The organism is Parabacteroides caeci, assembly GCF_023656795.1.
Classification (GTDB): domain Bacteria; phylum Bacteroidota; class Bacteroidia; order Bacteroidales; family Tannerellaceae; genus Parabacteroides; species Parabacteroides segnis.
This window is the reverse complement of record NZ_JAMOKT010000015.1, coordinates 71,363-86,512: the sequence shown is the minus strand read 5'-3', so window position 1 is coordinate 86,512 and position 15,150 is coordinate 71,363. Positions and strand designations below refer to the sequence as shown.

Below are 15,150 nucleotides of genomic sequence, written 5' to 3'. Positions count from 1 at the left end.
AGAATCAATATGAGAAAGTCTTATTTAATCATAGCATGTATAAACATGTTCGGATTGTTTGCCTGGGGGCAACGGTCCGAATTGAATTTTGATAGAGATTGGCGGTTTGCCCGGTTTGGTTTGCAGGCGGATGGTTCGCGTGTGGAGGAACCGGATTCTTTGCAGGCTTATTCGTTTAACGATTGGGATTGGAGGAGGCTGGATGTTCCCCACGATTGGGCGATCGAGGGACCTTTCCGGATCGACCTGGATGGGTATACCGGAAAATTGCCTTGGCAGGGCATCGGCTGGTACCGTAAATATTTTGAAGTATCGTCGAAAGATAAAAAGAAACGGTTTTATCTGGATTTCGATGGGGCGATGGCGAATGCCGAAGTTTGGCTCAATGGGAAAAAAGTGGGGGAATGGCCTTACGGATACAGCTCTTTCCGGGTTGATTTGACCCCTTATCTTTTGTATGATAAGAAGAATGTGGTGGCTGTCCGGTTGAATACCGAAAAGTTTGGTTCCCGCTGGTATCCCGGTGCCGGAATTTATCGGCATGTACGGTTGGTAAAAACGAATCCTGTACATGTGGCACATTGGGGTGTTTTTGTGACAACTCCTGAAATCACGGACGAACGGGCTAGTGCTTTGGTCAATGTCGAAATACAGAATAATTTGTCGGAAACTGTAGACGGACAGTACGTGGTCGATATTTATGAACTGGATAAGGATGATGTACCGGGCGAGAAAGTTGCAGTCGGTTTAAAGAAACAATTACTGTTGAAACCAAATCAATTGACTGGCGATACGGTCTCTTTGCTTGTGAACTCTCCGAAACGATGGAGTCTGGAGAATACTAACCGCTATTTGGCTCGTGTGTCGGTTTATAATAAAAACAAACTGGTGGATGTGTATGATACGTCATTTGGTTTCCGGACCATTCAGTTCACACATGATAACGGCTTTCTGTTAAACGGTAAACGCGTGCAGATAAACGGGACATGTAACCATCACGACTTGGGGGCTTTGGGAGCAGCCGTAAATAAGGTTGCTATGGAGCGCCAATTGCGCATACTGAAAAGTTTTGGTTGTAATGCAATACGTACCTCTCATAATCCTCCGGCACCGGAATTGTTGGAGTTGGCGGATAAAATGGGGTTTCTGGTTATGGATGAGTTGTTCGATAGTTGGACAATAGGTAAAAAAGAGGGTGATTACAGTTCTTTATATGAAAAGTGGCATGAAAAAGATATAGAAATGCTTGTTTGCCGGGACCGGAACCACCCGTCCGTCATCTTATGGAGTACCGGGAATGAGTTGCCGGAACAATATAATCCGGAACTTGGAATCGTTAAACATCTGACAGAAGTGGTTCATCGTTTCGATACAACTCGTCCGGCTACGTTCGGGGCCTCTTATCCAAGTAAGTCAGCTGTGAATGGAACAGAATTGCAGGTGGATGTTCATGGTATGAATTATGCTGCCGGCGTATATGGAGGGCCTGATTTCTATGGGGAATTTTTGAATAAGAAAGGGCATGAGCATTTGTCGGGATATTCCAGTGAATCGAGTTCGACGATGAGTTCCAGAGGCGAATATTTTCCACGCCAACTCCATGTTTCATCTTATGATTTAACGCAACCCGGATGGGGAGGATTACCCGATTGGGAATTTGCTGCATTGGATAAATATCCGGCCATTTGTGGTGAATTTGTATGGACGGGCTTTGATTATTTGGGTGAACCGACTCCATTTAATAGTGATGCCAGTGTCTTGTTGAATCATTCGGCGGCCATGACAGAGGAAGAACTAGCCAAGCAGCGTGAAGAATTGAACAAGATAGAGCGTAATCGCCCTACATCGCGGAGCAGTTATTTCGGTATTGTTGATCTGGCAGGTTTCCCGAAAGACCGCTATTACCTATATAAGGCGCGTTGGATGCCAGATACGCCAATGGTACATATCCTTCCACACTGGAATTTTCCCGATCGGGTAGGTAAAGTGACACCTGTTTTTGTATATAGTTCGGGGGACGAGGTAGAACTTTATCTGAACGGCAAGTCGTTGGGTAAGAAAAAGAAACAACCGTATGAATACCGTTTCCGTTGGGACAGTGTGATGTATGAACCGGGAGAATTAAAGGCTGTTGCTTATAAGCAGCATAAAAAGTGGGCGGAAACCCGTGTGCAGACCACCGGTGATCCCGTCCGCCTGAAGGCTGTGGCGGATAAGACATCTATTAAGGCAGATGGCGAAGACTTAGTCTTTGTTAAAGTTTCGTTGGTGGATAAAGATGGATACGATGTGCCGACAGCCGAGAACCGTATCTTCTGTAGCTTGGAAGGTGACGGGGTAATTGTCGCGACCGATAATGGTGACCCGACTTGTTTGATCACCTTTTCGGAACCGTCCCGTCCGGCGTTTAACGGTTTGTTTCTGGCAATAGTCAAAGCTAAACGAGAAGGGAAAAAGCCGCTTCGCTTGATTATCAGTTCGGAGGGATTGGAAAAGGCGACGGTTGATATTGAGATAGATCATGAATAATAAAATAAGAACATATATGGGGTTGAAATCAAGTTTAGTTATCGTTTTGTCATTGATGGCAAGTTATGTTGCAGATGCGCAACAGGTTTGGACACCGGATAACGGTAATGGGACTTTTACGAACCCGATCATGTGGGGTGACTGGCCGGACCCGGATGTTATTCGGGTGGACGATAAGTTCTATTTCGTGTCTACAAGTATGAATTATGTGCCCGGATGTCCGATTGCCGTGTCGAAGGATTTGGTCAATTGGGAGATGGCGGGCTATGCTGTCGACCGTTACGATGAAGACCCGCGTTTTGACATGCAAGGAGGTACAATGTATATGAATGGGTCGTGGGCAGCCACGATACGCCATCATAACGGTAAGTTTTATGTCGGTTTTTGTACGCCTAACGGATGGGGAAACGAGCAAGGCCATTTCTCGATCTGCATAGCCGACAAGCCGGAAGGACCGTGGGAGCGGACGATATTCCCGGAATATTTGTATGATCCGGGGTTGTTCTTTGATGATGACGGCAAAGTATATGTAGTCCACGGACAGGGCCGGTTATTCATTACGGAACTGAATGCGGATGTGAAGTCAGTTAAAGGAAAGCCTGTGGAGATATGGAATAAGGGTTTTAAAGACAGCCGGACCTGGGGACCGAATTTCGGCATGGAAGGAGCCCATATGTATAAAATAAATGGTATGTACTATATCACCTGTCCGGCAGGAGGTACGGAAGGTTGGCAGGTCTGTCTTCGTTCGAAAAATATTTACGGCCCTTATGAACATAAGGTGATTGTGGAAGATGCGACATCTTATCCGCCGAACGGATTGCACCAAGGGGGAATGGTACAGCTGGAGAATGGAGATTGGTGGTTCATCATCATGCAAGACCGTGGTCCTATCGGCCGTGTACCTCATTTGTTGCCGGTGAGGTGGGTAGACGGATGGCCCATGTTGGGAGTCGATGGCAAAGATGTGATTACTTACCGGAAACCGGAAGTAGGTAAAAAACAACAACGTTTGACAGCTCCGGCCACGACTGATGAATTTGACGGTAAACAGTTGGGATTACAATGGCAATGGAATCACAATCCGGACAATACGAAATGGTCGTTGACGGAACGTCGTGGATATATGCGTTTGAAAGCATCGCAAGCCCCGAAATTGTATGAAGCCCGTAATACATTGACCCAGCGTGTGCAAGGCCCGTCTTCGGAAGGTTCGGTGGAGATGATCGTGTCGGGAATGAAAGACGGCAATGTGGCAGGGCTGGGAATTTTTCAGCTTCCTTATGCTTACGTGGCAGTGAAACAGGAAGGCAGCAGCCGTAAGATTGTCATGTATGACGGTGACAAGGAGATCGAATCGGTGGATAACTTTACTGGCGACAAGATCTGGTTCAGGGCACGTGTCATGGACAAGAATTTTACGGCACGTTTTTATTACAGTCTGGATGGGATGAATTATTCCCCGATCGGTAAAGAACACAAGATGGAGCTGGGATTGCCTTGGACCGGCAATCGTTTCGCCTTGCTCAACTTCACCACGAAAGCGGAAGGCGTGGATGGATATGTTGATTTTAACTGGTTCCGGTTTACGAATAAATAGCTAAGGTGACACCAAATTGCAATAATAATCCACGGAAAAGGCAGCTATTTGTTATTTTAAATAACGGTAGCTGTTTTTATATTTGCATGGACTAATTTGTTAATATTTAAAGCATGAAAAAAATAATATTGGGAATGTTGTTGGCATTCCCTGCCATCGTGTCGGCGCAACATACCGGCAAAGTTTTTGTAGACGCGAACCACAATGGGCGTTGGGACAAAGGTGAAACCTTGATGAAAGGAATATCGGTTTCCGATGGATTAAACGTAGTTTTAACCGATGAAAAAGGATGTTTTTGTTTGCCGGGGCACGAGAAGGAGCGTTTTATTTTTATCACGACTCCTTCGGGGTATAAGACCGAGAATGCGTATTATCACCGTATTGAAGAAGGGCAGACCAGCTATGACTTCGGGTTGTTGCGCTATGATGCGGTGAAAAGTGATGGAAGCCATAAGTTTATCCATATATCGGATACCGAGATCGGCGAGGAACAAGGGCAAGACGAATGGACGGAAGGAATGCGCGAATATGCCGCCAATGAAAAGGTGGCTTTTATTATCCACACGGGCGATATTTGTTATGTAGGCGGTTTAAATAACCATATCAAGGTGATGAATTCATCGAATATGCCCGAAACGCAGGTGTTCTATTCGGTAGGTAACCATGACCTGGTTGCTGGAAAATACGGGGAGGAATTATTCGAAAAGATTTATGGACCTACATTTTATTCGTTTGAGGTAGGTAACGTGCATTACATTGTCACCCCGATGCCGGGAGGCGACCATGCGCCAAGTTACCGGTTGGATGACGTGTTCACTTGGATGGCGAACGATTTGAAGCATGTCGGCAAGGATAAAGCGGTTTATGTGTTCAACCACACCATCCCCGGCGAATGCGGGTGTCCTGACTTTAAATATACGTTGAAGAATAAAGAAACGGTTGATTTGTTGGCTCATAACCTGAAGGCATGGCTTTACGGGCATTGGCATGTCAACCATATTTATACCCATCCGGATAATGGGATTGGCGTGATCTGTTCTTCCACGCCGGTTTATGGCGGCATTGACCATGCTTCATCCGCTTTCCGTGTCATGAACATTGATGGCAAAGGCGACTTTACTTCTGATTTCCATTATTCCTATATGGACAAGCACATGGTCATCGCTTCCATTCAGAACCACCAGGCGGCCATTACCCCGGAAGGGACTATCCCCTTGGTTGTGAATGCCTATTCGACCGCCAGCCCGGTAACACAAGTACGCTATTCCTGTACTTTCGACGGGAAGACCATCGTGGCAGGTAAGCCGATGAAACAACAAAGCGATTTTGCCTGGACAGCCGAGATGACTTTGCCACAAATAGCCGAAGGACATTATGTGACCGTTATTGCCGAGGCTCATTATGCAAACGGGGAGATCGGTAAAAAGACGGCCTCATTCTTGTATGACAAAAAGAATACGCCCCGGATTGTAGCCGATGGGGATTGGGCAAACCTATTGGGGAATCCGGAGCATGTCGGCATTGTGAAAGATACGCTTCGTGCTCCCCGTTTGGCTTGGACAACAAACGTGGGTTCTAACATCTATATGTCTTCCCCAGTGGTCAGCGAAGGCTTTATTTATGTTGCTTCCCTCGACGATAACGAAACCGGCAAGGCTTCTTTGACCAAGATAGACGCGGCTACCGGCAAGTGTGTCTGGAAATGTCCGTTGAAATCGTCTGTCCGCAATAGCATTGCGGTTGAGTCGGGGCTTGTGTTTGCCCAGGATGTGCAAGGGATCGTGTATGCCGTGAAAACATCCGATGGCTCTATTGCCTGGCAAAAGGATTTGAAGATTGGCGTGACTCCGGGGTTGAACGATGGACTGGTTGCGAAAGAGGGCATTGTTTATGCCGGTACGGGGCTTCAATTGACAGCCTTTAAGGCTTCTACGGGTGAAATCATTTGGCAAAACAAAGGCTGGATACGGGGTGAAGGTTGCGTGGCCACGTTGGCGTTGAGCCGGAATGATGTTGTGATCGGGAGCAGGCATTGGGGAGGTTTGTTCGGCAACGATGCAAAGACCGGCGAGAAGCTTTGGGAAGACATAGATCCTGATTTACGTTTCCGTGCGGCTACTCCAGCCGTATGGGGAGATGTCATGTATGTTACCTCCGCCAACTCGTTGTTGGTGGTAGAGAATAAGACCGGGCGTATCCTCATGCGTAAGAAATTGGGTGAAGGGGTCGAAGTGGCTTCTACTCCTTTGGTGACGGACGATGCGATCATCTTCGGTACCTCTACCAATGGGATGGTAGCATTGGACAAAGAGACTTTGGAAGAAAAATGGCGTTTCAAGACCCGCGAAGCTATGATTCTCTCCGCCCCTTACCAAGGAAACCATCCGGCAACGGTGGAAGCCAGCCCGGTCATTTGCGGGGATCAGATCTATATAGGGGCTTCCGATGGAACACTCTATGCCATCCATGCCAAGACCGGACGCTTGCAATGGCGGCATCATCTGGGTACTCCGGTCTTTGCAACGGTTGCTGTATCGGGTAATGGTATTTTTGTAGTAGATTTTGGGGGCAACGTGTATGGGTTTGCAGCTCAAAATGGTTACGAATCTCAAAATAAATAAGAAAAATAAGGCTGTTATCTAAATGTTTTTGGTACAAGAAGTGTATTCTTATATAGAGAGTAAATAAAACATATAAATTATATCATGAAGAAAACATTATCTTTTGTAGCTGTAACTCTGTTATTATGTAGTTGCGAGTCGGGTACACATCAATCGTTTAAAACAGATCGGTTCGGTATTGATATAGATAACCGGGGATATATCACCGGTATGTGGAACCTTACGCGCGAAAGTCGCAATTTCAGCCCGGCAGACCAGCCATCGCCCTTGTTGTCTCTTTATGACGAAGACCTGAAACGGTATTATTATCCGCAGAAGGCTCATTACAGCGGAGGCAAGTATCGGTTGGAATACGAGAACGGCTCTGTGGCAACAGTTGCTTTGGATGAGAAGATAAAATATTTCAAGTTGAAGTTGGAAAGTTTGGAACCTCGCAATGGAATCGATGGCATACAGTGGGGTAATTATTATACGAATATTACCAATTTATTAGGGGAAATGATCGGGGTGGCCCGTGATACTTCGGCTGCGGTAGGTTATGCTATCGGAGCTTTGGCGTTGGACGATAATACGATTGGCGGAGAATCACGTTTTACATCCGAAACAGGTCCTTCGGGTTATATTGCCCATACACCTGATCCGGTGAATCATCCATTACCGTTAACATTGCATGAAGGGCAACAGTTTACGATGGGAGGCGACGGAATCAACGATGTGGCTTTTTATAATCGGAAAGAATCGTATTTCCGTATTCTATATGGCAATACGGCTTTTGTTGATTGTAACGGACGAATTAATATACGCTATCATTCGCGTGATCGCCGGAAAGGTAAGATGATCTATTCTCCGGAAGGTAATCCTATCTTCCAAAATAATGAACCTAACCACATGATGCGTCAGGATGTTCCGGGAGTGGATTTCATCGGTTCGTCTATCGCTTTGTGGGGTAGCCCGGATAGTACGGCTTTGATGGAAGTTATTCAGGATATCGTTTTGAATGAGGGCTTGCCTTATCCTACTTTCCAGGGTAAGTGGGTAAAAGATCCTACAACTTTCATGCCGGATCTATGTACATACGGAGGACTTATGGACAGTGTGGCATCGTATGCTAAACAGATGGGATTGAAAGTGATTCATACGTACGACCAACCTTTCTTGCATGCCGATAGGGGAAATGGCGGTTTCATTGACGGTCCGCGACATGAAAAGAAACGCTATCATTTCACAGATAAGGATTTGTCTACTCGCGAGTATGCCGACCTGTTGGCTAAAGAGGATTTGATTTTGGGACGAACATCCATATCTAATTCAATGGCACCCGGAACGAAGGATTGTAGCCCGGTACCTTCGGACAGTATCTGTATTTTGCATCGTCGTTTCCTTATGGAAAATTTGAGCGAGACGGATACGATGATTTATATCGATGATCCTACTCATTTGGAAGAAATAGCTTGTTGGGAAGGACATAGTCCGGAATTGAATATGGTTAAGATCGGTAAGGAATTGATTCACTATTTGGGTGTTACAAAGGAAAAACCATATCGACTCATGAAAGTGACACGTGGTTATTGGGGTACTCAACCTGCTGCTCATATAAAGGGGGATGCTGTGGATAAACTTCAACCTGCGGTAGGTGGAGCATATGCCGGATTGATTCCTAACCTGGAATTACAAGATGAACTGGCACGCCATTATGCCGATATTTGCAAGAACAGCGGATTGGGCATGTTCGATTATGACGGACAGGAGTTTTATTTCCATACTGGTTTTGGCGGTTATGGCGTGAAACGTTTCTTCCGCAATATGTTTGAGCAAGCGAAGAAGCATGGTTTACCTGATATTCGTTTTACGGGGGCGACTTTGTCGGAAGGATCCTGGCATTATCAAAGCACTTGGAATGTGGGAGGCGGTTTGAATATTTATGATGTGAAGAAGCGTGTATGGGGAAGTACGACCAGTCAGGGTAAAGACCTTCGTGATGTTACTTACGCCAACTTTTTCCCGTCTTCATTTGGTGGTAATTTCCCGATTACGGCTGAGTCGACGGTGGAAGATTATGAGCATATTGAAGCTACAGCTATCGGTTATGGTTGTACGTATGCGTTCAGGATCGGTCAGAAAGATGTAGAAAGTTGTCCGCAAAAATATGAGATATTCAATGTGGTACGTACCTGGGAAGAAGCTCGCAGGGCAGATGCTTTCCCGACACATATCCGTAAGATGTTACAAAACCCGGCATTGAGTTGGCGATTGGAGAAAAAGGCGGATAACAGTGGTTGGACTTTGTATCAGATGGAGAACGGGCAAAAAGGACGTTCGTTTGATTTATATGCTAAAAAGTAATATAAAATTGTAAGATGAAATTGAAAAACTTAAGACAAGTTTTGTGGTTATTTGTGTTTATGCTGACAGGAATAGCTTATGGTAAGGAATACCAAAAAACGAGAAATGGGCTCAAGGCAGATATTGATGACATTCAGGTAGAGATTCAATTTTATTCGCAGGGAATAGTAAGAATACTCAAATATCCCCAAGGAGAGGTGGTGGACAAAAAGAGTTTTTCTGTGATTAAGACACCTGAAAATATTCCATTTTCGGTAGAAGAAGATAGAGGAGCTGTTCTATTGAAAAGTGATAGTCTGAAGGTTAAGTTAGATCTTCAAACAGGACAGATATCTTATTATGACGTACGTGAGAGATGTTTGTTGGCTGAAAAAAGCTGGGGGATTCAATTTACTCCCGTAGAATATGGAGACAATGAGACCTATTTGGTCCGGCAGGCTTTCCGATTGGATAAAGACGAAGCGATTTATGGCCTGGGCCAGCATCAAAAAGGGAAGATGAATCAGCGAAATCAAATGGTTCATTTGCGCCAGGTTAATACGGATATAGCCATACCTTATATACAGTCCATAAAAGGATATGGTGTGTTCTGGGACAACTATTCGCCAACAACATTTACCGACAACTCCATGGAAACTGCATTCGACTCCCAGTCGGGACAATGTGCGGATTATTATTTTATCTATGGAGGGAATGCAGACAATGTGGTCAGAGGCATGCGTGAACTGACCGGGCAAGTGCAAATGAATGCGTTGTGGACGTATGGATTTTGGCAATCACGCGAACGCTATCAAAGCCAGGAAGAGTTAGTCGGAGTGGTTAAAAAGTACAGGGAGTTGCAAGTGCCTTTGGATGGTATTGTACAGGACTGGCAGTATTGGGGAATAGATCCGGCAACTTGGAATGCAGTAGAATTTGGAAATCCTCAGTTCCCGGATCCTCAGAAAATGATTGATGATGTACATGATTTGAATGCGCATATTGCCATTTCCGTATGGCCTTCTTTCGGAAAGAATACAGCTATACATAAGCGATTGAAGCAGGAGAATATGTTACTTGATTTCAAAACCTATCCTGAGCAGGCGAATGTATATGATGTTTTTAATCCGAAAGCGCGTGAGATTTATTGGGAGTATATGAATAAAAATATATTTTCGTTGGGTATGGACGGTTGGTGGTTGGATGCAACTGAACCTGAATTTGGAGATAAAGACGAGAAATTAAATCAACCTACGTATGCCGGGCAATATAGAGGATTGTATAACGCTTTCCCGATTGTCTCTGTGGGGAGTGTTTATGACAATCAACGTATGACATCTTCCGATAAACGTGTCTTTATTCTTACACGTTCGGCTTTTGCCGGACAACAGCGTTACGGGGCAAACTCCTGGTCGGGTGATATACAAGCGACTTGGGACGTGTTGCGTAAACAAATCTCTGCCGGACTGAATTTCTCTGTTTGCGGCATTCCTTATTGGAATACGGATATTGGTGGTTTTGTTACCTGGAATTCTTATCGGGAAGGGGTAAAAGATCCTGCATATAGAGAGTTGTACGTAAGATGGACACAATTTGCGACTTTTACTCCGATGATGCGGTCGCACGGGACGAATACTCCACGGGAAATTTATCAATTCGGGGAAAAAGGTTCGTGGGAATTTGATGCTTTGGAAAAATATGTACGTTTCAGATATAGTTTGTTACCTTATTTGTATTCAACCGCTTGGCAGGTGAGTAAGAATAGCGATATGTTTATGCGTGCTTTGTTTATGGATTACCCTCTGGATAGTAAAGTTCTTGATATGGACAATCAATATATGTTTGGTCGGTCATTGTTAGTTGCTCCGGTAACACAACCGATGTATGTAGATGAGAACAAGCTTGTAAACATACAGGATACACACTCGACAAATGTATATTTGCCTATCGGCAACAGCTGGTTTGACTTTTGGACCGGCAAGCGATACCAGGGCGGACAGTCGGTTACCAAAGAGACTCCTATTGACATCATACCGTTGTATGTAAAGGCGGGTAGTATTCTTCCGATAGGACCTGACGTACAGTATGCTACGGAAAAGAAATGGAACAATCTGGAGATACGTGTTTATCCGGGGGCAGACGGCGAGTTCTTGTTGTATGAAGATGAGAATGATAATTATAATTATGAGAAAGGTGCTTATTCCACCATCTCTTTTTCTTGGAACGACAAAGAGCGGACACTTGTTATCAGTGACCGTGACGGTAAATATCCGGGCATGCTGAATGCAAGAAAGTTTAGGATCGTATTGGTGGATGAGGGGCATGGCATTGACTGTAAGCTTTCCGAAAAAGTCAACAAGGTTGTGACTTATAAAGGATATGAAATGAAAATCCATTTATAAGAAATAGGGTTAGCTTGGAATGAAGCAATAATAATCCACAAAATAGGCAGCTATTTGCTATTTTAAATAGGAATAGCTGCCTTTATATTTGCATTATCTAATTAATTGTAATATTATAATTTTTAAACCATGAAAAAAATACTATGCTTGATTTCGATGTTCTGTTTGTGTGGGAATGTGTTATCAGCCAAAGAATATCATGTGTCGGTAAATGGGAGTGATGCTAATAACGGAGATATTTCATCTCCTTTTAAAACTATAAATTGGGCTGCTCAGAAAGCGTTGCCGGGAGATACGGTTACGGTACATAACGGTGTTTATCGTGAATGGGTGAATCCGTTGAGTGGTGGGGAACGGGAAGGAAAACGTATCCTGTATCGAGTGGCCGAAGGTGAAAAAGCTGAAATAAAAGGTTCAGAGTTGGTGACTGGTTGGAAAAAGGAGAAGAAAGCAAAGGGGGTATGGAAGGTGGTACTGCCTAATTCATTCTTTGGAAACTACAATCCGTTCAATGACCGCCTATATGGTGACTGGCTTTGGTCTGAGCGGATTCATCATACAGGTGATGTTTATTTGAATGATGTTTCGTTTTATGAAGAATTTAGCCTGGATAAGGTGTTTGCACCGGATACACTCCGTACAATACGTGATCCTCAAGGATGTACGAATGTATGGTTCGCAGAAGTAGATGCGGATAATACGACGATTTATGCAAATTTCGGTACTGTTGATCCGAATAAGGAAACAGTAGAGGTATCAGTTCGTCCTACTTGTTTCTATCCGACACGCGAGGGATTGAATTATATCACGATTCGTGGCTTCCATATCAGTCAAGCCGCCACGCAGTGGGCTGCTCCGACAGCCGAACAGGTGGGTATGGTGGCTACTCATTGGTGTAAAGGTTGGATTATTGAAAATAATGTCATTAAAAATTCTCGTGCCAACGGGATTACGTTGGGTAAAGAACGAGCTAGTGGACATAACTTGGAGTGTAACGATCCGCGCTTGGACGGTACGGCTCATTACATAGAAGTAATCTTCAATACCTTGCGTCGTGGATGGAGCAAGGATAATGTCGGTTCGCATATCGTGCGCAACAATATCATTTCTGATTGCGAGCAAACCGGCATCTGTGGTAGCATGGGAGCTGCATTTAGTGAGATTTACGGCAATCATATTTATAACATCTTAGTGAAGCAACAATTTGGTGGTGCTGAAATGGCGGGAATCAAGTTGCATGGTGCGATAGATACCTATATCCATCACAACCGCATTCACAAATCGGGTAATTATGGTATCTGGTTGGACTGGATGGCACAAGGAGCACATGTGTCGTCGAACTTGATATATGATAATTTGGCACAAGACTTGTTCTTTGAAGTTTCCCACGGACCTTACAAGGTTGACAATAATATTTTGCTCTCCCCGCATAGCATACAGGAGAATACGGATGGAGGAGCTTACCTGCACAATATTATCTCCGGGCATATCAATCGACTGGACGATGGGCGTTACACGCCGTACCACTTGGGACACTCGACCGAGGTGAAAGGAATCCGTACTATTACTGAAGGCGACCACCGTTTCTTCAACAATATCTTTATTGGAGGCTATAACGAAAAGCTGAAATATGGCATGGTCGTGTTTGATGTCTCCAAACGCCCTATTTATGCGGGCGATAACCTCTTCCTGAACGGTGCGCTTCCGATGACCGACCGTGAACAAGGTTGGGTGGAGAAGTCGGTCAACCCAAATCTGAAGGTGGAAGAGACTCCCGAGGGCGAGGTTTATCTAGTCAGCGACATCAATTTGCAGGAGCTGTCCTCTTTCAAAGGAAAGAAAATCGGTACCGAAACCCTCGGGTTCACGCAATTGACCGGACTCCCGTTCGAACTCCAGGACGGTACTCCTTATGAGGTGGATAAAGATTATTTTGGCAATGGGCGTTCTGCATCCCCGCTGGTGGGGCCGTTGGAGAACGTATCGTCTACCAACCGTATCAAAGTATGGCCTAACTTAAAATAAAAAAACATCAATGTCATATACAAATCATCTCATTCTGGCGGGCGGGCTGCTTATGGCAGGGCTGCTTGCCGGTTGCCATTTTAATGCGAATGTTTCTATGCAAACACCGGAGGATCGTGCTATCCCGGTATCAAAGAATCGAATGCTAAATCCTATCGCTCCTCCGGGATTGTATATTGCAGATCCTGAGGTAAGGCAGATGCCTGACGGACGTGTTTATGTCTACGGATCGCGCGACGAACCTGGTAATGCCTGGTGTTCTCGCTCTTATAACGTATTATCTTCGTCCGATCTTGTAAATTGGAGTGTGGAGCAATTTTCTTTTGCTACTGATGGTCCGGGTAAACAAGTAGATTACACGGATAGGATTTTATATGCTCCGGACTGTATCCATCATAACGGGAAATATTACCTTTATTATTGTCTTGCCGGAGGTGGAGACGATGAAGGTGTGGCAGTTTCCTCTTCTCCTTATGGTCCGTTTAGGGATGGGAAGGTTATAGAAGGGGTAAAAGGCATTGACCCGTCTGTATTTATTGATGACGATGGGCAGGCTTATTTGTTCTGGGGGCAGGGGTATGCTAAGGGAGCAAAGCTAAGTAAGGATATGCTCTCGATAGAAGGATCAGTTCATGATAGTTTACTAACCTATGAAACGCATTTCTTCAATGAAGGCAGTTCCGTCCGGAAAAGGAACGGCATCTATTATTTTGTATATGGAAGCCATTCTCAACATGGAGAATCTAACTGCGCAACATTAGATTATGCGACTGCGACATCTCCACTGGGCCCCTACACTTACAGAGGGGTTATTATTGATAATTGGGGAAGCGGAAGGAACTTGGTGAATAATCATGGTTGTCTTGTCGAAATTAACGGACAATGGTATATCGCTTATCATCGTCCGACGCATGCGAGTGCGACCATGCGGAAAGCATGTTTGGAACCAATAACATTTAATCCGGACGGTACTATTCCGCAGGTGGAAATGACCACGCAGGGAATCGGTGGCCCTATTTCGCCTCTTTATCGGATGGATGCGGCAAGAGCTTGTCTGATGTCAGGAAATGTTATGGTTGCAGTGCGTCGTCCGGATAATGATATTCCGGTAGAATACTTAGCGGACATTCGCGATGGTGATTATGCCTATTGGAAATATTATGACTTTACAGATACAAAAGTAAATCATTTTGTTTGTAAAACATGGGATAGGAACAAGGCTGCTCAGATAGAAATACGGCTGGATAGCCCTGAAGGGGAATTGATCGGGACGTGTGATATAACCCCAATGGAAGGTGAAACTGCTTATGCTATTCACGAAACAAATATTAAATCAGTTACGGGAAAACATGCATTGGTATTTGTGTTTAAGGCTGTTGATCCGGCTACTAAGGGATTGGATTTGATGAATCTGGAATGGTTTGTTTTTGAGAATAGATGAAAAATTAGAAGCTTTTTTAGAAAATCGTAAGATAGTGCATCTATTTCGGTAGATATGCCAAGTTTAAATGGTACTTAATACAATATCTTTGTATTAATATTATGTAGATTTTATATAAATAGTCTTTTGATGTATTAATATTTGAAAGCACAAGTGATACATATTGTGGATTTTATTGTCTTTATAATAATCTATTAGTGTTTTACTTGT

General features: G+C 44.5%; 7 protein-coding genes. All 7 read left to right on the top strand.

From position 1 onward, the window contains the following. Window positions 1-9 precede the first annotated feature (9 nt). The 7 genes from galB (at window position 10) to NBH15_RS10020 (ending at window position 14,940) form a co-directional block, all read left to right on the top strand. Window positions 10-2,529, top strand: a complete 2,520-nt coding sequence (gene galB, locus NBH15_RS10050) for a beta-galactosidase GalB (protein ID WP_128134608.1) — start codon at window positions 10-12, stop codon at window positions 2,527-2,529. A 16-nt stretch (window positions 2,530-2,545) separates the two neighbouring features. Next, window positions 2,546-4,129 (top strand): glycoside hydrolase family 43 protein, encoded by a 1,584-nt coding sequence (locus NBH15_RS10045; protein ID WP_128134607.1) that lies wholly within the window; start codon window positions 2,546-2,548, stop codon window positions 4,127-4,129. Between the two features lie 113 nt (window positions 4,130-4,242). Further along, window positions 4,243-6,750 carry an outer membrane protein assembly factor BamB family protein gene (locus NBH15_RS10040; protein WP_244050779.1) on the top strand — a complete coding sequence of 836 codons (2,508 nt, stop codon included), beginning with the start codon at window positions 4,243-4,245 and terminating at the stop codon, window positions 6,748-6,750. A gap of 84 nt (window positions 6,751-6,834) precedes the next feature. Next, a complete protein-coding gene (locus tag NBH15_RS10035; protein ID WP_244050780.1) occupies window positions 6,835-9,093 on the top strand; it encodes a hypothetical protein in 2,259 nt (752 codons plus the stop codon). A 14-nt stretch (window positions 9,094-9,107) separates the two neighbouring features. After that, on the top strand, window positions 9,108-11,474 hold the full coding sequence (locus NBH15_RS10030; protein ID WP_128134606.1) for a glycoside hydrolase family 31 protein: 2,367 nt from the start codon (window positions 9,108-9,110) through the stop codon (window positions 11,472-11,474). A gap of 129 nt (window positions 11,475-11,603) precedes the next feature. Continuing rightward, window positions 11,604-13,499 (top strand): right-handed parallel beta-helix repeat-containing protein, encoded by a 1,896-nt coding sequence (locus NBH15_RS10025; RefSeq protein ID WP_128134605.1) that lies wholly within the window; start codon window positions 11,604-11,606, stop codon window positions 13,497-13,499. A 10-nt stretch (window positions 13,500-13,509) separates the two neighbouring features. After that, complete coding sequence (locus NBH15_RS10020) at window positions 13,510-14,940, top strand: family 43 glycosylhydrolase (RefSeq protein ID WP_128134604.1); 1,431 nt, start codon at window positions 13,510-13,512, stop codon at window positions 14,938-14,940. Window positions 14,941-15,150: the final 210 nt, after the last annotated feature.

Excerpts from the sequence above, each read along its gene's own strand:
- galB (WP_128134608.1), top strand. The coding sequence starts at position 10 with ATGAGAAAGTCTTATTTAATCATAGCATGTATAAACATGTTCGGATTG.
- NBH15_RS10045 (WP_128134607.1), top strand. The coding sequence starts at position 2,546 with ATGGGGTTGAAATCAAGTTTAGTTATCGTTTTGTCATTGATGGCAAGT.
- NBH15_RS10040 (WP_244050779.1), top strand. The coding sequence starts at position 4,243 with ATGAAAAAAATAATATTGGGAATGTTGTTGGCATTCCCTGCCATCGTG.
- NBH15_RS10035 (WP_244050780.1), top strand. The coding sequence starts at position 6,835 with ATGAAGAAAACATTATCTTTTGTAGCTGTAACTCTGTTATTATGTAGT.
- NBH15_RS10030 (WP_128134606.1), top strand. The coding sequence starts at position 9,108 with ATGAAATTGAAAAACTTAAGACAAGTTTTGTGGTTATTTGTGTTTATG.
- NBH15_RS10025 (WP_128134605.1), top strand. The coding sequence starts at position 11,604 with ATGAAAAAAATACTATGCTTGATTTCGATGTTCTGTTTGTGTGGGAAT.
- NBH15_RS10020 (WP_128134604.1), top strand. The coding sequence starts at position 13,510 with ATGTCATATACAAATCATCTCATTCTGGCGGGCGGGCTGCTTATGGCA.